Here is a 16,311-nt window from a genome sequence, read left to right on the forward strand (position 1 = left end):
CCCAACCACACAAAATAGATTTTTAACAAAATAATACTTCATGGGCAGATCACAAGAAACCTTTAGTAAAAAAGAAAAAGAAAAGAAGAAACTACGCAAACGCCAGGACAAGGAAGCCAAGAAGGAAGAGCGTAAAGCGACCTCAAGCAAGGGCAAAGGCATTGACGACATGCTGGCCTATGTAGATGAATTTGGTAATATTTCGGATACGCCGCCAGATCCTACTAAAAAGAAGAAAGACATCAAACAGGAAGACATTCAGATTGGCGTATCAAGACAGGCTCCGATCGACCCTGCTGACCTGATCCGCAAAGGCACTGTTACGATGTTCAATTCATCAAAAGGCTACGGCTTTATCAGAGACCACGTATCGCAGGAAAGCATTTTTGTGCACCAGAATAACCTGACTACCACTATAAAAGAGGGCGATAAAGTTTCTTTTGAAGTGGAAAAAGGCCTGAAAGGTCTGACTGCTGTAAAGGTAAACCTGGCCGGCTGATACACACTCTACACGCAAGGCCCTGGCCTTTGATCCAGGAAAAAAAGCTGATGGTACTGATAAACGTATGAGTATGCTACGTTTATCAATACCTTCCGTAATTTCCACAGACATAGTCTCCTCCAGCTGCCGTCCCGCTAAGCTATAGTTATCGCACTGCCACACCGCTTTTAATAGCATTACCGGCGCGTTTAGTGTACTTTTGCACCAGCGCCACTGCAAAGCGCAGCATTTACCAAACTATAAAGCCCTCTCCGAATGATGAATCTGTTAACTGTTTCTGATATAAGTGTGCAGGAATCAGGCATTCCGATTTTGCAAAACATCAGTTTCAGTCAGCAGGAAGGCCAGAAAATTGCCATCTCAGGCGAAACAGGTTCCGGAAAGAGCACGCTGCTGCAAACTATAGCAGGGCTTGTACAACCCGATTCCGGTACAGTTTACCTCCACGACTCGCTGGTAGAAGGCCCACACGATAAGTTAGTACCCGGCCACCCCGAAATTGCTTACCTTTCGCAGCAGTTTGAGCTGCCGCAGTTTTTAAGGGTAGAGCAGGTTCTGCAGTACAGCAACTCGCTCACCGAAGAGGAAGCTGCCAGACTATATGAGATCTGCCACATACAGCACCTGGCCAAGCGCAAAACCAACCAGCTATCCGGCGGCGAACGACAGCGCATTGCACTTGCACGCCTGCTTAGTTCCTGGCCCAGCCTCCTCCTGTTGGACGAGCCGTTCTCGAACCTGGACATGGGCCATAAAAGCACGCTTAAAGCCGTCATCCGCGACATAAGCGAAGAGCTGGGCATCACGCTTATCCTCATCTCCCACGACCCGTTGGACACCCTCTCCTGGGCCGATGAGATTCTGGTGATGCAGCAGGGTAAACTTATACAACAGGGCACGCCACTACACATTTACCAACAGCCTGTAAACGCCTACGCGGCTTCTCTTTTCGGTAAGTACAACCTGATACCGGCTGAAGATGCTGCCCTGTTTGGCTTACAGAATGATTCCGGTAAACAGCTCCTCCTCCGCCCCGAAACCATAAGATTGTCCCCTTCCGGAACTATAGCCGGCATTGTAACAGACATCCATTTCTTTGGTAGTTATTATGAACTGGCTGTGCAAGTAGGTGAAGTAAAACTGCTTATCAAATCCATTCAGCCTGATTATGCTATTGGTGATAAAGTGTTTGTTGAGGTTGGGGATGTTTGGTGGGTTTAGGGTTCTATTTTATGCTTGCGCTATAGTTCTATAGTTTCAGCTTCTGTCATGTCTAGAGAAGCCAGAGAATTTCACGTCATATAATTACCCATTTGTCATTTCGAGTATAACGAGAAATCTATCTTAGGCTATAGTTTCTCTTTGTCATGTCGAGCGCTTGCCGAGACATCTTATATGTTCCATAGTTGGAGAAGACCTCACAGTGTGCGCAGCTCCTGTGAGCGTCTAATGCTATAGTTGACTAAAGCTTCAACTCGAAACAAGCAGTTTGTGCTATCGTTACCTTTTATCCTGGGAGCTTTACTCACCTATCGTGTTATAGTTTGCTTTGGTGCGCTCACGGCCGCGAGGCCTCGTCTTCGGGCATCGCGCTGCTGCCTTCTTGCTACCCTCGCTGTGCTCGTGTTGCCTGCGGCACCGCAATAAGTCAAAGGCGCTCAACCCAAAGACTGATATCCTTCGATAGCTAATCTTTAGTTAATGGATAGCTATTGTTGCACCGCCTTTCCGTGGTCGTAGTTCCGTAGGGCCAGGTAAACCTGTCCTATTTGTGGTATGCAACTATAGCATAATAGTTTAAACTATAGCTATAACCGAAATTCCCCTCTCGGGAGGGGCTGGGGTGGGTTAATTGCAAACTATAGAACTATAGCTTCAACAAGAGCACCTCACACTCCTATTTTAAGGTTTAGACGCCCTTGATAAAACAGAGACTTACTCTACCCCCCAATCCAACCTATAAAACCCAGCTTTAAACGCGCTTGAACATTACTAAACAGAACACTTTCTTATTATTGTCGTAAGGCAGCTAGGAAAAAGATAATAAAAAAACGTGATGTAAAACTGAAGGTTCAGACTTAAAGGCTGGTGTGGTTTACTATAAACTCCTCGACTATTCCGTTGTAGAACCTTAAGTACAGGCGATAAATCTTATACTCATGATTCAGAAAACGAACCTAAAAACCAAAGACCAGTGCAAAGTTAAATTTACTGCAAGCTTTGATAATGCAGAGCGTGTAGAAATTCGTGGCTTGAACAATGATTGGGATACACCTGTACCCATGGCAAGAAAGAAGAACGGCACTTTTGAAGCCGTACAGACGCTGCCTAAAAACAGTCAGCACGAATTTAAGTACGTTATAAACGGTACCGAATGGAGAAATGATCCGGAAGCAGACGGTGAAGCACCAAACGAGTTTGGTGAAACCAACAGCCTCTTAATTGTCTAGCACACAACCATACCGCAGTTAAACACTTTGCTGGTTAAGTTTTCTGGCTCTATAGTTGCGTTGTTATCTCATTTAAAACAAAAGAGACGCTTTAGAGGCGTCTCTTTTGTTTGATCAGGAAACAGGATTCAGAATGGTAAACTATACTGTTTCCAGTTCCTTTTCCTTCTTTACATTTACTTCAGCTTCCGGTTCTATATCCCATTCCTCTGCATTCTTTATACCAAGTTTCTTAGCACTGAAAACTGGGTCGAGGCCGGCTTTGCGTTGCTCCTGGTAATCTTTAAGGGCTTTTAAGGCAGGCTTGCGAAGCAGGAAGATTGCGATCACGTTCAACCAGGCCATCAAGCCAACACCAATGTCTCCCAGCACCCAGGCCGATTCAGCTGTTTTCACAGATCCGTAGAAGGTAGCCACGAGCATTACCAGACGCAGCGCCCAGATCATCCATTTGCGCCCCTTTGTGTTCAGGTAGCTCAGGTTGGTTTCTGCGATGTAGTAATAAGCCATGATGGTAGTGAAAGCAAAAAAGAACAGGGAAATCGCCACAAAGCCGCTGCCCAACGTCGGGAAGTGGGTATTAACCGCCGACTGGGTGTATTCTGGTCCGAAAGGTACGCCAGGCAGATTTTCAACTATAAAACCGCCTTCCGGGTTCACAACGTTGTACTGCCCCGTAAACAGGATCATGAATGCGGTAGCTGTACAAACAAACAGCGTATCTACGTAAACCGAAAAAGCCTGTACCAATCCCTGTTTGGCCGGGTGACTTACTTCGGCGGCAGCAGCAGCATGTGGCGCTGTTCCCTGGCCGGCTTCGTTTGAGTAAATTCCACGCTTCACACCCCAAGAAATAGCCATACCGATTACGCCGGCAAAAGCTGGTTCAAAGTTAAAGGCAGAGCGAAAGATCAAAGCAAGCACCGCCGGCACTTCTGTAATGTTCATCATAATAATGACAACCGACATCAGGATATAAGCACCAGCCATAAACGGCACCACTACCTGCGCTACATTACCAATGCGCTTTACGCCCCCGATAATAATAAGGGCAAGCAGCAAGGTAACAGCGGCACCGGTATATGCTACCGGAACCTGGAAGGCATTGCTGATACCTGAGGCAATGCTGTTGCTCTGCACACCTGGCAGGAACAGGGCCATACTTACAATAGTAGCAACGGCGAACAAAACAGCATACCATTTTATGCCCAGGCCTTTCTCAATGTAATAGGCAGGGCCACCACGGTACTGTCCGTCTTTGGTTTGCTTATAGATCTGCCCCAACGTAGCTTCAATAAAGGCTGAGGCACTGCCCAGAAATGCAATTGCCCACATCCAGAACACAGCGCCCGGGCCTCCCATGGCAATAGCAGTAGCTACACCAGCAATATTACCCGTACCCACACGCCCGGCAATAGCAACCGTAAAAGCCTGAAACGAACTGATTCCTTTGCTGGATGATTCGCTGTTGAATAACAGGCGCCACATTTCACGGAGCTGGCTGACCTGCAGAAACCTGGTAACAATAGAGAAGTAAACCCCTGCTCCCAGGCAAAGTAAGATTAAAGCATCGCTCCAGATAATATCATTAACAAAACTGATGACGTTTTCCATTAGGTAAGGTGGGTAAAAGGTGTGGTAAAGTTTAGTGTTAGTAAGGTTGTTTGGTGTTTGTGCAGTTTAAATTAAAAGAAATAATTCAGAACTGCAGGGTTGTCAGCCAGCTTTCTGTCCAGCCAACCTGCTTAAACAGATGTTACAACACAATTCACCATACCCATACCACACTAGCTATCAGCACATTAATCAATACTCGCGATGTAGCAATCAAAGATTTATTTTTGAGTGAGTGATCACTTTTATTTGGGCATTACCCGCTCGCTATAGTTTCAGAAGATGAGATTTGTAGGTATACCTACCTCGTCTGGACTGCGGACTAAGGGGATTGGGGATTAGGGTTTTCTATGTTGGTGCTGTTTGTACCCTATTCCCTCAGGAAGGGACGTTTTTGTTATATTATAGCTGGAGCTATAGTCTTATAGTTAACATTATCCAACCACCCCTACCCCCTCCTTGTCTAAGGCGGGGAATTATTGGTGAGCTACTGTTGTCTGCATTTAGATAGCTTCAATAAGAATGAAAGTGCATAACAGGAAATACCTGAAGGACTTTAGAAGAGAATTAAGGAACAACTCTACTGGTGCGGAAGGTGAACTTTGGAAATACTTAAAAAACGGTCAGCTTCATGGACGAAAGTTCAGGCGCCAGCATAGTATCGGAAACTATATTCTAGATTTTTACTGTCCTACCGAAAGGCTAGCCATTGAGTTAGACGGCCAAGTGCACCAACACATTATATTAGAGCGGGCAGATATGGAGCGTGACAGAGCGTTAGGAACTATAGGAATTAAAGTTCTTCGTTTTGAAAATAAGGATGTGTTTCATCAACTCGAAGCCTTGCTTCAGGAGATTAGCAACAACTTTAGTAAGTAAGAAAAATTCCCCGCCTTGGATAAGGAGGGGTTAGGGGTGGTTGGACCACGTAAACTATAGAACTGTAATCCAACCGCTGCAAAGCAAACCCCAAACCCTTAAACTCTCAAACTAACCTCTCTCCCACTTCATCTCCGGAAACACTACTTCCAGCTGCCTTTTGATCACCCTATAGTTCCCTTTCCAGAAACTCGCCAGGTCCGACACCGTTGTAATAGCTTTCAAATCAGGCGTAAGCAATGACAACTCCACCGTCATCTCACCATCATCCACTTTAGGGCTTTCCTCCCACCCCAGCACATCCTGCAACCTTATTTCCAGCTTCGGTTGAGCACCATCGGGTTTATATTCTAATTCTATAGATGATCCATCCGGAAGCGTCAAAAAAGCAGGTGCCAGTATATCCAGCCTAGCGCGTTGTGAATCATCCAGGTACTTCTTTTTCAGTATCGGCAGCAGCTCCAGTTCCATCAGCTCGTCGGGGTGCTCGATGTCATACAGATAAGGTTTCAGCCACTCTGCATTTGTTATGAGCAGGGTGCTGGTGCTTACGTCGGGCCAGAACTCGGAGGGGCGCCATTTGCGGAGGCTCATCACGCGGTTTTGCCATTGCGTGAGCTCGTGGTTGAATTCCAGCAGGTGCTCGCCTTCTGCCTTGATGGCTTCAGACATGGCCGGTACGCGGTGCTTCTCGTCGGGTGCAGGCAGCGGCTTGCTTTGCAGCACGATGCTGCCGATGCGCGTGTCCAACGAGGCGGTGAGTTCGCCGTCGTTCACGTCCCAGTGGTATACCTCCTGCTGCTTGAGCAGCGGTGCCAGGTCACGGGGGTTGAGCGGGGAGGCCAGGAAAATGCGGCCCGGGTTGTCGCCCGTGCCGGCGTGCAGGTGCGCGATGGCCAGCCAGGGCTCGTGCGCCAGATCATCCCGATGACCAGCAGAAGCATACTGCCCGCTGGCCAGCTGAAACTGCGCGTTGTTGCCGGGACGGGCGTAGGCGATGCGCTCGGGGTAGCAATGCGCCAGCAGCACACCAGTTTCATACTCGTCGAAGGTGCCGTTGTCGGGCTCCACCTCAAAGAGCTGGCGGTACGAGCGGGCGATCTTCTCGATCTTGGCAAAGCGCTTGCCCTGCCCCTGCTCTTTTCTATACCTGCGGAGGGCTTCCACTCTCAAATTAATGTCGATGCCGGCATTGCGATCCAGCGGGTCGCGCTCTTCCAGCACGGCGGCAATATCAGAGGCCAGCGGCACCTGGTTGGTTTCTTCGGCTTTGAGCAGCATGTGCGCAATGCGCGGGTGGCAGGGCAGCCGGTGCATGTTCTGGCCGTGCTCCGTGATGCGGCCATGCTCCAGCGCCTGCAGCTGATGCAGCATGTCGGTGGCATAGGCCAGGGCAGCGCGCGGCGGCGGGTTCAGCCAGGTAAGGCCCCGTATATCCGTAATGCCCCACTGCGCCATGTCCAGCACCAGCGAGGACAGATCGGCTTCCATGATCTCGGGGGTGCGGTGCGGGGCCATGCGCTCCTGCGTGGTTTTGCTCCACATGCGGTAGGCGGTGCCGGGGCCCAGACGTCCGGCACGACCAGCACGCTGGTCGGCGGCGTCTTTGGAGATGCGCACCGTTTCGAGGCGCGACAAACCCGACTTCGGGTCGAAGCGGGAGGTTTTGCCGAAGCCCGTATCCACCACCACCGAAATGCCTTCAATGGTCAGGCTGGTCTCGGCGATACTGGTGGCCAGCACTACTTTGCGCCTGCCCTGGCGGTCGGGCATGATGGCGGCGTACTGCTTGCCGAAGGGCAGCATACCGAACAGCGGGTGTATCTGCACGCCGCGCAGCTGCTTGCGAAGTATAATCTCTACTTTCCGGATGTCGTTTTCGCCGGGCAGGAACACGAGGATATCGCCTTCCTGCTCCTGCGCGGCCTGCTGCACTACTTTGGCCGTCATTTCGGGCAGCATGCGGTCGTCGGCGTCGCCGGTATAGATGGTGTTGATGGGGTATTGCCGCCCCATGCTTTGCGCCACCGGGGCCTTGAGCAGGCTCGTGAGCTGCGGCATGTCCAGGGTAGCCGACATCACCATGATGCGTAGGTCCGAGCGAAGCGCCTGCTGGGCTTCCCGGCTCAGGGCCATGGCCACATCGGCATGGATGCTGCGCTCATGAAACTCGTCGAAAATCACGATGCCAATGCCTGTCAGCGAGCGGTCGCTGTGGATCATGCGGGTGAGGATGCCTTCTGTCACGACCTCGATGCGCGTGGCAGCGGAGGTGCGGTTCTCGAAACGGATGCGGTAGCCGACGGTCTGGCCTACCTCCTCGCCCAGCAGCTGCGCCAGGCGCTCGGCAATGGTTTTGGCCGCCAGGCGCCGGGGCTCCAGCATGACGATCTTCTGGCCCTCGAGCCAGGCCTCGTCCAGCAAAGCCAGCGGCAGCAAGGTGCTTTTACCGGCTCCGGGAGGGGCGTTAACGATCAGCGTGTTCTGCGCCGCCAGGTGCTCCCTAACAGCAGGTATAATTTCCCGAACGGGTAAGTCTATGGTGAATGGATTGAAGGGCAAGGTTTATGCTTTATAGTAAATTAAATTACTTTGATCCTACAAAGCTATAAAAGATTGATTAGAGATAAATACCTAAGAATTAAACAATAATATTATGAAATTTATATATTTTTAGAAATCAAAAATTCAATAATATCTTCTGTACTTAGTTAGTAACAAAATACATAGATGCTTGAAGTAGCTAACCTTTCGCTCAAACTCAACCTTAATGTACCTGACTATAAAATCATTGACATAGGTTTAGATTCATTCAATTTAGCACTTGAAGCTCAGCAAAAGTTTTTTCAAACTTCAGACGGAAAAGTTCATGTTTGGGTAGAACAGGGGTCTGTTAAATATAGATATAAATTGTATTATGGCTTGCTAACTTTAGTTAACATTATGGGTAATTTTGATGGATTTGTTGGTGGTATTGAAAAAGTTGTTACATATGGAAATAAAGCTATGGACTATATTACTCAAGAGTCTATAGTTTCACATAATACTCAAAATGTTATTGTACTTTCTCATAGTAGATCACTTGGTTTTCCAGGTAAAGTTAAAGCACTAATGACAGAAGTTAGTAAGGGGCATTTAACTCCCGAAGAAGCTACAGATAAAATAATTAACTTATTAGAGGAAGAAGAAAACATAGTTTAAAAAAATAAGTTTGTCGATCAGTTCTATTACACTTCGCAAAATCTTTATCGTTATCCAATAAAACAGCTAGAGCTCTATCCATTAGAAGATTTCGAAATACAAAATCCTGAAAACAGTCAGAACAAACAGAACAAACGCAATCATAGCCCAGCTATAAAGCCACGTTTACAAGGCGTTGAAATTTGGCAAGATGAAATTAGTGGTGATAAAATTATAAAAACTTATAAGAAGTAAGTTTCTGCACAATATTCCAATGTGTATCTTGTACAATAAAAAAGCCGAAGGTTGTTTTTACCTTCGGCTTTTTTATTGTACAAGTAATGAACTAGTCCATTTTCCTATTTAAAATACTTTTGTAAATACTTGATCTATCATTTATTGCAATAACCTTTGTTTCGTTATCAATTGAATTAACAATATTGTAAGCGTAACAGCAGTCTTCTACTAATGGGCTTAATGTTATTACTTTCGCCTCATTGAGATGTACACCAAAGTCTATTCTAAGTTGTATATATTTTGAAACTGTTTTGTTATTTTTCTTAATCATAAAAAGCCCATTTAGAAATAAAATTACTGACCATCAATTTTGATCAACTCTTTACTCTCTAATTCTTTAATAATTTCTTTCTCTAGTATCGGAATTGCTTGCAAAGATACAGTATGCTTAGGGAAAGCTTTCTTTTTATCTATATTTTTAACAATGCCATTTTCCTTCCTAGAATTAGGACTCATTGTAAAGAACTCAAGGTATCTTCTAGGTGAAACACCATCAAACATAAGAATACGTACTTTGTCAGTTTGAGATTCAATCTCAGTTATCGAATCTTGATGTAACTTCAATGCAAGGCTCTTTCTGTAAGGCTCAATATAATAAACATCTTTTATACCAGCAGCTATAATATGCCTTGCACAGTTATGACATGGATAAGTAGTACAAAATAATTTACCTCCGACTACATCTGCCCCTGATTTTTGACTACCAACTATAATCGCATGCATCTCGGCATGCACAGCTCTTGAAAATTCAATGAGTTCTTTAATTCTAGAAGATCTGATAATTGAATCCGCCTTAACCTTATCTTCTAAGTTAATTACACCTTCTTGTATTAGTTTATCAAGTAAAAGAGATTGAATTAATTGTTTCTCAGAATCATTAAAACACTTACCTCCTTCTACGTAAAGACATCTATGATCCTTACCACCCATATGGTTCGTTTCAGAATAAGTGTATACCCCTCCATTATACTTTGGTACATCATTCCAACCTACGGATATTATATCACCTCTATCATTTGTAATTGAAGCCCCAACTTGTCTACTCAAACAGGCTGAATTACCAGCTGCAGCAAATGCTTGATACATAGCTGTTTCACTAGAACTTGGAGTAATAATTTCTGAATTAAATATTAAATTTAAGTATCGAATAATTCTACTATTAACTAAAACTGAATTAGAACTTTCTAATCTTAGAAAGAAATCTGCTTGAACAAATGTGTTAGCTACTTTCTGTCCGAATTGGATTTCTTCTCCAGAGTCGACGTCTATTAGTTTATAAACCTCATGCTTTTGTAAGCGTCTATTTTCTAAATTTTGAACTCTTATTTCAATATTTGAAAAGACACCGATAAAGTAAAATAAATCAGAATATATTAGTCGGAATAGCTCTAACTCTTCAACATTTTTTAAAGAATCAATTATGTAGCATGTTCTTTCTGATTTAAAGGTATTTTCTGATTTTTCTTGCTTAGTTATCTCTCTTTTTACTGCAATTTCATTTATAGCAAGTTCAGCTAATACACTTGGTCCTTTTTCCTTCCTAAGCTCATTTCCTTGAGCAATTAGTTGATTTACATAATCATACTCACTTGTAAAATCCTCACGTTTGACATTAAATAATTTTTTTATAAAATCACTTAACCTAATAATCTCAAATTTGTAACCGTAGTGAACATCTATTACTGAGCCTAATTGTTTCGCTACAAAGTGTATATCAGTACCTATTGGGCCACATAACCCAATTATTAGCTCCTCTGTGTGAGTATCAATGATTCTTTCTTTTAACTTTTTTCCTGATTCTTTCGAATCAGGAAAAATTTTTAGTGCAGGTAGCGACATTTTGATAAGTTTGATTCATAAATATTGGCTAATATATATCATTATAAATATATAAAAAACATAATTTACTCAATCATTTGCAATGCATTTATTCGTAATAAAATAGATTTTCAAATGATTCGCCAACTGGTGCAAGCAAGCACCTCGTCCCTTTTCCTTTCCCCGCAGCCTTACCTTCAGCACAAGTAACAGTACGAGCTACAAGCTCGAACTAGCAGATAATGAATGAGTAGGATAAACTATAAAAGCGGGGCTATAGGGTTATGCACCAGCCCCGCTTTTATTTATGCTATTAAATAGGTTCTCTTTTCTGCAGCTTACTACCCTTAGGCCTCCTGTTTCTGAGCAGCCAATAGTTGATCGAGATTTTCCATGGCCGCTGTCAGGCCTTCTTTAAAGCCCATCTGGATGGTGGTTTCGAGCTGTGCCAGGTCATCGAATGTGATCAGGTTCTCTACTAAGGTAACTTCCCCTGCTGGCGCGAGCTTGTAGCTCGTGCCATTTTCTTCTCCATACAACTATATTTTTAAGCACAAGAAACAGTACGAGCAACAAGCTCGCACTAGCGAAGAACTACTATTACAACACTGAACCTGAAGTAGTGCCGTAGCAGTATATGCTTTCATGAGCCGGAAGTATAAATTTCATAACAAGGAGGGGCTATACTTTGTGAGCTTTGCGGTGGTGTACTGGATAGACGTGTTTACGCGAGAGGAGTACTTTGCCCTGCTTACCGAGAGCCTGGACTACTGCCGCAAAAACAAAGGCATGGAGATTTATGCCTGGTGCATTATGCCCAGCCACGTACATCTTATCTTCCGGGCCAAAGACAACAACCCGAGCGCGCTGCTGAAGGAGCTGAAAACTTATACTTCCAAACAAAACATCCCCCTCCCCCCTTCAAAGGGGGACTAAGTATAGTTGAGCATAACCAGGAGAGCCGGAAGAAGTATGAACCCACCCCTGCCCCTCCCGAGAGGGGAATTTTACAAAAGGAATTTATTCCCCTCCTTGGAGGGGTTAGGGGTGGGTAAACTTTTAGTATCAACTTATGACTCAAGCCTCCGAGCTACTATTGAAGTGAAGTACATTAGTAGTAGCCGGTTTTGTGTCGGAGCCGGAGCATTGGAAGTATAGCAGCGCGATTGACTTTAGCGGTGGCAAAGGTATGCTGGAGATTGATATTGCCTGAATGGTGGAGACACGAGCTGCAAGCTCGCGCCAGCGTTTGCCAGCCAAATTTAGAATTAACTAACTGGCAACAGGATAAGGCTGCAAGCCCGCACCAGCGGGTATAACAGCCTGCTATATTATAAGTAAATTAGCGCATGAGAAAAGCTAAAACAGAGATCATCGACCACCTGCACTTTCATGAAAAATACCTTGAACTGGTGTGTCAGCACCAGAAGACGTCTACCATCCGGTTAGGGTATGTGCTGCCAAACGCCATACAGTTGCCGCTGGTTTTTGGCGATATGACCTTACCAGAAAAGGCACAGATAGAAAAGCTGGATTTTACTAAATCGTTTGCCGACTTAACTGAGGCTGATGCCCTGACGGATGGCTTTGAGAACCTTGAAACCCTCCGGGCAGACCTGAAAGTGTTTTATCCGGACATTACAGCCGAAGACCGTTGTACCATCATTTACTTTAAGTTGCTACCTGCGTAAAATTAATTTTTAGACGATTCCCCTTCTGTAGCATGCTTGTAGCTCGTACTGTTACGCCTACTTGAGGTATTGCTGCGCGTGGAAAAGTAAAAGGCACGAGCTGCAAGCTCGCGCCAGCATTAGACTTCTATTTATGTTTTTAAAGCCGAAGGGACTACCTTTATTTGGCAGCCCCTTCAGTAAATCAACCTATATACTTTGCCCCAGGCAAGCGCGCTTACTTCCTGTTTACCGTCAGGTCGAATTGTATGTCCACTTCCGGCAGGATGTGGTGTTCGCCCAGCTCTGGATCAGCGGCGTAGGTCATGCCCCATCTGGTTCTATCCAGCTTAAAGCTTGCCTCCAGCTCCAGTTTGCTTCCCTGCAGGTTAATGTTTGCCGGGAACGAGATCGGGTGTGTCTGCCCTAGCATGGTAAAGTCGCCGGTTACAATATAGTTGTCCCCTTCTGCTACAGTGGCAATAGGCTGCACCTTCGTGATGCGGAAGGAGGCTGTGGGGTGCAGCGCCAGGTTAAAGAAGTCGGGGCTCTTGAGGTGCTCGAACAGCATGGGCTTCACCTCGTCAGGCAGGTCGAAGTTCTCAATCGTCGCAATCGGAATAGTGAACGTGCCGGACGTTATCCTTCCATCTACCACTTTGATGTCCTGGCTTTGTATCTGAAAGGAGCCATCGTGGTACAGCACCGGGCTGTAGCCTTTCCACTTCACCACAGAGGCGCTCTCCTGCAGGGCATAGGTACTTTTGCTCAGCTCCTCGTCTTCGCAGCTGGTCAGGCAAAGGCCACTAAAAAGAACACACGCAACTAATAGTACTTTTTTCATAGTTTTATTTTGTTTGAGTTTTGAAATGATTTGGATGTAGTTTTTGGATAAGCCTTTTAGGGTGAACAGAGCCAGTCTTAGTGTATAATTATCCCCTTGAGGGGACTATAGGGGTGTTTTCACTTGCAGAGTCACCGGTTTTTGCTAACAGAAGCATTCTGCTCTGTAGCTTTACACCCCTCTGCACTACCCTCAAGGGGAGAATCTTGCAGAAAGAACGGCTTTGTCATTAGAGGGACAGTTTTGAGAGAATCAAGCTACTTGCTGGCAACCTTCCTCTAAACCACCTTATCGGTAGGTATAGCTTTTCGATTAGCCACTGCCAGGCCCAAAGCCAGCACAAAAAATACCGACTCTATCAGCAGCCATTGATTTCCGAAGTCGCCCAGGGCTCCTTCCGAGAAAATGGTGATGGTGCGCGACAAGGCGTAGAAGCCCCAGAGCAGGCACAGAAACAGCAGGCCGCTTTGGGTGTCGCGCCACATCAGGTAAATCAGGCTCAGGAAGAGCGTCATCCCGACGCCACCGTACACCCCGCGTATGGAGCTGAAGGCATCGGTATTGTTGAGCTGCACGCGCACCAGGTCCATCACGGACTGTGGGTTGGCGAAAGCCATTACACTAACAGACAGGAGGCTGAGCGCCGAGAGGAGAATAAAGCCTTTGGAGGCCAGGGTTACGGTTCTTTGCGTCTTCATAACATTCATTTGTTTAAGTTGATGTTACAAAGATGGCGTGCCCCGGAAAGACTATTCTTGGTAAATACCAAGATTTCAGATGCGCACTTTATTGAGTAGTTTGCTGAAGTTGGTTGGGTCGATGCCCAGGTAATTGGCCAGGTACTTATGCGGCACCAGTTGAAGAATGTGGGGGCTGCGCTGCAGCAGTTTCCGGAACCGCTCCTCCGAGGTATAACACTGCAGTTCTACCAATCGCGCCAGCAAACCCGACATACTATGGCTCAGCCCTTCCCGGATCATGGACTCGATAGCCGGCCTGGTCTGCATGAGCCGCTGCAGCTCCGGGAATGGCGCTCTCAGGAAAACGGAGGGGGTAAGGGTTTCATAGTAATAACGGGAAGGCTGCTGCAGCATAAAGGAATCGAGCACGCCGCCAAAGGACGGGGCATAGGTGAACACCAATGTCGCTTCCCGGTCCTGGTCGTCGAAGTAATACACCCGCTGCACCCCATCGGCCACAAAGTATAAATAATGCTCCACCTCGCCCGCCATAGTCAGGGGCTCCTTCCGTTTAGCCACATGGCGCGTCCAGACAGCTGCAAAAGCCTCCCAGTCTTGGTCAGACAAATAGTGAATACCGTTTACCAGTTGCTTTAGCTGCTGTAGTTCTTGCGTCATAGTTATGATGTTGCTGTTGCAATTTAATCGATGTTAGGGGATTTGGAAATTTTGGGGTTGTAATGTCATCTTGAGCCTAAGCGAGAAATCTATCTCACACTATAGTTGTTTCTTAGTCATGTCGAGCGTTAGTCGAGACATCTTATATGTTCTATAGTTGGAGAAGACCTCACAGTGTGCGCAGCTCCTGTGAGCGTCTAATGCTATAGTTGACTAAAGCTACAACTCGACACAAGCCGTTGCTTTCATAGCTACTTCTGATCCTGGGAGCTTTACTGCCTATTGTTTCAATCTAGCTTTGGTGCGCTCACGGCCGCGAGGCCCCGTCTTCGGGCATCGCGCGGTGTACATTTCTTTTGCTCCTATCGTCGCAATGCCTTGCGGCACCAGAAATCTACAAGGCGCTCAACCCAAAGACTGAAATCAATCGATAGCAACAGCTATAGTTTGATTCTATGTCTATAGTTCTGTACCCTTTTCGTGGTCGTAGTTCCAAGGGGCAGGCTGCGCCTTCCTGCTCATGATTTGAAACTATAGAACTATAGGATCAACTATAGGAAAGGTAGTAATTCCCCTCTCGGGAGGGGTTGGGGTGGGTTCAAACAGCTGATCCATAACTATAGATAAACTATAGGAACAGAGATAAACTATCTCTCATAATACAGATCCTGAACATCATAATTAAGGTGCTACAAAACAGTACAGTAACGTGCACAGCCTGTCCGGGAATGGACAGGTTTAATGCGGGTAAACGCTGCCTGATTGGCTTAGAAGATAGAATGAGGCTATATATAAAACTGGCATATAAATTGTCGACACCGACTTACAAAGTACAAATAAACCTATGAAAAACTTTATCTCTAACCTAAACCAGTTCGTGCTGTTAGCCGGGCTGAGTTTAACCTTACTAACTTTCTCTTCCTGCGACAAGGAGGATATTCTGCCTACCACTCCGGGATCACCGGCTACTGGAAAACCAATTCCGACCACGCCAACAACGCCACAGCCTCCCGGTACACCGCCTGGCAATCCCACTACTCCTCCGCCTGTTACAACCAACAGCCTGCTGAAACAGCTGGGCACAAAGAGTTTCAGGTATGACGCGCAAAACCGGCTGGTTGAGTTAAGCTATTCCGACCTGACCTACCTGGGCTATACAATTGATTATGAGGGAAATAAACCAGTGAGGCTCAATTTTAAAAGTGGTGGCAACTACCTGATCTATAGTTATGAAGGCGACAAGGTAGTGGAGGCTGTTCGTTACTACGGCGAGAACCTGGTAAACTACCGCTACCAATTTGAGTACAGTGGCAACAAACTTGTAAAAAAGACGACCATGAGCTATGCACGTTCAAATGAAGGGATTCTGGGTATTGATGAGTACAAGTACGATGCAAACGGAAACCTGACAGAAATTGTAGTGACCTGGTCGACAAGTAACAAGATAGAAGACCTGGGTCGTCCGATGGTTATCCGGTGGGGAAGCTATGATAACAAACCAAACCCGGCGCCTTATGCTGAGAGTGATATTTACCTGCCGGGCATAAAGCTATTTGAGAACAATCCGGGCTTCCGCGACGAAGAACTATATTCCTATACCTACCACGAGCCGGGTATGCCAAACCAAAGGTTCACAAAACTACAGTCGCATCCCAACGTGCCGGCTTTTGTAACTACTTATTCCTACTAATAACCGCCA

Annotated in this window: 15 protein-coding genes; 8 read left to right on the plus strand and 7 right to left on the minus strand. The window is 46.1% G+C overall.

Annotated features, from left to right (window positions below):
- Positions 1-40 precede the first annotated feature (40 nt).
- From GXP69_RS15630 to GXP69_RS15640, 3 genes are all read left to right on the plus strand, one after another.
- The gene (locus GXP69_RS15630; RefSeq protein ID WP_163916025.1) at positions 41-499 is read left to right on the plus strand and encodes a cold-shock protein; all 459 of its coding nucleotides are present in this window, start codon (positions 41-43) and stop codon (positions 497-499) included.
- Positions 500-757: 258 nt separating this feature from the next.
- Positions 758-1,723 carry an ABC transporter ATP-binding protein gene (locus tag GXP69_RS15635; RefSeq protein WP_235925762.1) on the plus strand — a complete coding sequence of 322 codons (966 nt, stop codon included), beginning with the start codon at positions 758-760 and terminating at the stop codon, positions 1,721-1,723.
- Positions 1,724-2,661: 938 nt separating this feature from the next.
- Positions 2,662-2,952 (plus strand): isoamylase early set domain-containing protein, encoded by a 291-nt coding sequence (locus GXP69_RS15640; protein ID WP_163916026.1) that lies wholly within the window; start codon positions 2,662-2,664, stop codon positions 2,950-2,952.
- Between the two features lie 141 nt (positions 2,953-3,093).
- Here GXP69_RS15640 and GXP69_RS15645 read toward each other — a convergent pair whose 3' ends face one another.
- A complete protein-coding gene (locus GXP69_RS15645; protein ID WP_163916027.1) occupies positions 3,094-4,566 on the minus strand; it encodes an alanine/glycine:cation symporter family protein in 1,473 nt (490 codons plus the stop codon).
- 522 nt (positions 4,567-5,088) lie between these two features.
- Between GXP69_RS15645 and GXP69_RS15650 the strand changes: the two genes are divergently transcribed.
- Positions 5,089-5,445, plus strand: coding sequence for an endonuclease domain-containing protein (locus GXP69_RS15650; protein WP_163916028.1), 357 nt, complete (start codon positions 5,089-5,091; stop codon positions 5,443-5,445).
- 111 nt (positions 5,446-5,556) lie between these two features.
- Here GXP69_RS15650 and hrpB read toward each other — a convergent pair whose 3' ends face one another.
- Positions 5,557-8,007 carry an ATP-dependent helicase HrpB gene (gene hrpB, locus GXP69_RS15655; RefSeq protein ID WP_163916030.1) on the minus strand — a complete coding sequence of 817 codons (2,451 nt, stop codon included), beginning with the start codon at positions 8,005-8,007 and terminating at the stop codon, positions 5,557-5,559.
- 168 nt (positions 8,008-8,175) lie between these two features.
- Here hrpB and GXP69_RS15660 point away from each other — a divergent pair, with 168 nt between their 5' ends.
- Entirely contained in the window at positions 8,176-8,646 is a 471-nt protein-coding gene (locus tag GXP69_RS15660) for a hypothetical protein (protein WP_163916031.1), read from the plus strand.
- 570 nt (positions 8,647-9,216) lie between these two features.
- Here GXP69_RS15660 and GXP69_RS15665 read toward each other — a convergent pair.
- Entirely contained in the window at positions 9,217-10,761 is a 1,545-nt protein-coding gene (locus tag GXP69_RS15665) for an anti-phage dCTP deaminase (protein ID WP_163916033.1), read from the minus strand.
- Positions 10,762-11,087: 326 nt separating this feature from the next.
- Entirely contained in the window at positions 11,088-11,279 is a 192-nt protein-coding gene (locus GXP69_RS15670; RefSeq protein ID WP_235925764.1) for a hypothetical protein, read from the minus strand.
- Between the two features lie 106 nt (positions 11,280-11,385).
- Here GXP69_RS15670 and GXP69_RS15675 point away from each other — a divergent pair, with 106 nt between their 5' ends.
- Complete coding sequence (locus tag GXP69_RS15675) at positions 11,386-11,676, plus strand: transposase (protein WP_163916035.1); 291 nt, start codon at positions 11,386-11,388, stop codon at positions 11,674-11,676.
- A 413-nt stretch (positions 11,677-12,089) separates the two neighbouring features.
- Positions 12,090-12,431 carry an ASCH domain-containing protein gene (locus tag GXP69_RS15680; protein ID WP_163916037.1) on the plus strand — a complete coding sequence of 114 codons (342 nt, stop codon included), beginning with the start codon at positions 12,090-12,092 and terminating at the stop codon, positions 12,429-12,431.
- A gap of 217 nt (positions 12,432-12,648) precedes the next feature.
- Here GXP69_RS15680 and GXP69_RS15685 read toward each other — a convergent pair whose 3' ends face one another.
- The 3 genes from GXP69_RS15685 to GXP69_RS15695 all read right to left on the minus strand — a co-directional run bounded on the left by GXP69_RS15685 (position 12,649) and on the right by GXP69_RS15695 (position 14,612).
- The gene (locus tag GXP69_RS15685) at positions 12,649-13,254 is read right to left on the minus strand and encodes a YceI family protein (RefSeq protein ID WP_163916038.1); all 606 of its coding nucleotides are present in this window, start codon (positions 13,252-13,254) and stop codon (positions 12,649-12,651) included.
- Between the two features lie 278 nt (positions 13,255-13,532).
- Positions 13,533-13,952 carry a DUF4345 domain-containing protein gene (locus tag GXP69_RS15690; protein WP_163916040.1) on the minus strand — a complete coding sequence of 140 codons (420 nt, stop codon included), beginning with the start codon at positions 13,950-13,952 and terminating at the stop codon, positions 13,533-13,535.
- 75 nt (positions 13,953-14,027) lie between these two features.
- Entirely contained in the window at positions 14,028-14,612 is a 585-nt protein-coding gene (locus GXP69_RS15695) for a Crp/Fnr family transcriptional regulator (protein WP_163916042.1), read from the minus strand.
- 844 nt (positions 14,613-15,456) lie between these two features.
- On the opposite strand from GXP69_RS15695, the gene GXP69_RS15700 reads away from it, so the two are divergent.
- Positions 15,457-16,302 (plus strand): hypothetical protein, encoded by an 846-nt coding sequence (locus GXP69_RS15700; protein WP_235925766.1) that lies wholly within the window; start codon positions 15,457-15,459, stop codon positions 16,300-16,302.
- Positions 16,303-16,311 lie beyond the last annotated feature (9 nt).

The sequence above is a fragment of the Pontibacter burrus genome (assembly GCF_010686685.1).
GTDB lineage: Bacteria > Bacteroidota > Bacteroidia > Cytophagales > Hymenobacteraceae > Pontibacter > Pontibacter burrus.

Excerpts from the sequence above, each read along its gene's own strand:
- GXP69_RS15640 (WP_163916026.1), top strand. The coding sequence starts at position 2,662 with ATGATTCAGAAAACGAACCTAAAAACCAAAGACCAGTGCAAAGTTAAA.
- GXP69_RS15700 (WP_235925766.1), top strand. The coding sequence starts at position 15,457 with ATGAAAAACTTTATCTCTAACCTAAACCAGTTCGTGCTGTTAGCCGGG.
- GXP69_RS15695 (WP_163916042.1), bottom strand. The coding sequence starts at position 14,612 with ATGACGCAAGAACTACAGCAGCTAAAGCAACTGGTAAACGGTATTCAC.
- GXP69_RS15680 (WP_163916037.1), top strand. The coding sequence starts at position 12,090 with ATGAGAAAAGCTAAAACAGAGATCATCGACCACCTGCACTTTCATGAA.
- GXP69_RS15675 (WP_163916035.1), top strand. The coding sequence starts at position 11,386 with ATGAGCCGGAAGTATAAATTTCATAACAAGGAGGGGCTATACTTTGTG.
- GXP69_RS15650 (WP_163916028.1), top strand. The coding sequence starts at position 5,089 with ATGAAAGTGCATAACAGGAAATACCTGAAGGACTTTAGAAGAGAATTA.
- GXP69_RS15665 (WP_163916033.1), bottom strand. The coding sequence starts at position 10,761 with ATGTCGCTACCTGCACTAAAAATTTTTCCTGATTCGAAAGAATCAGGA.
- GXP69_RS15690 (WP_163916040.1), bottom strand. The coding sequence starts at position 13,952 with ATGAAGACGCAAAGAACCGTAACCCTGGCCTCCAAAGGCTTTATTCTC.
- GXP69_RS15685 (WP_163916038.1), bottom strand. The coding sequence starts at position 13,254 with ATGAAAAAAGTACTATTAGTTGCGTGTGTTCTTTTTAGTGGCCTTTGC.
- GXP69_RS15660 (WP_163916031.1), top strand. The coding sequence starts at position 8,176 with ATGCTTGAAGTAGCTAACCTTTCGCTCAAACTCAACCTTAATGTACCT.
- GXP69_RS15635 (WP_235925762.1), top strand. The coding sequence starts at position 758 with ATGATGAATCTGTTAACTGTTTCTGATATAAGTGTGCAGGAATCAGGC.
- GXP69_RS15630 (WP_163916025.1), top strand. The coding sequence starts at position 41 with ATGGGCAGATCACAAGAAACCTTTAGTAAAAAAGAAAAAGAAAAGAAG.
- GXP69_RS15645 (WP_163916027.1), bottom strand. The coding sequence starts at position 4,566 with ATGGAAAACGTCATCAGTTTTGTTAATGATATTATCTGGAGCGATGCT.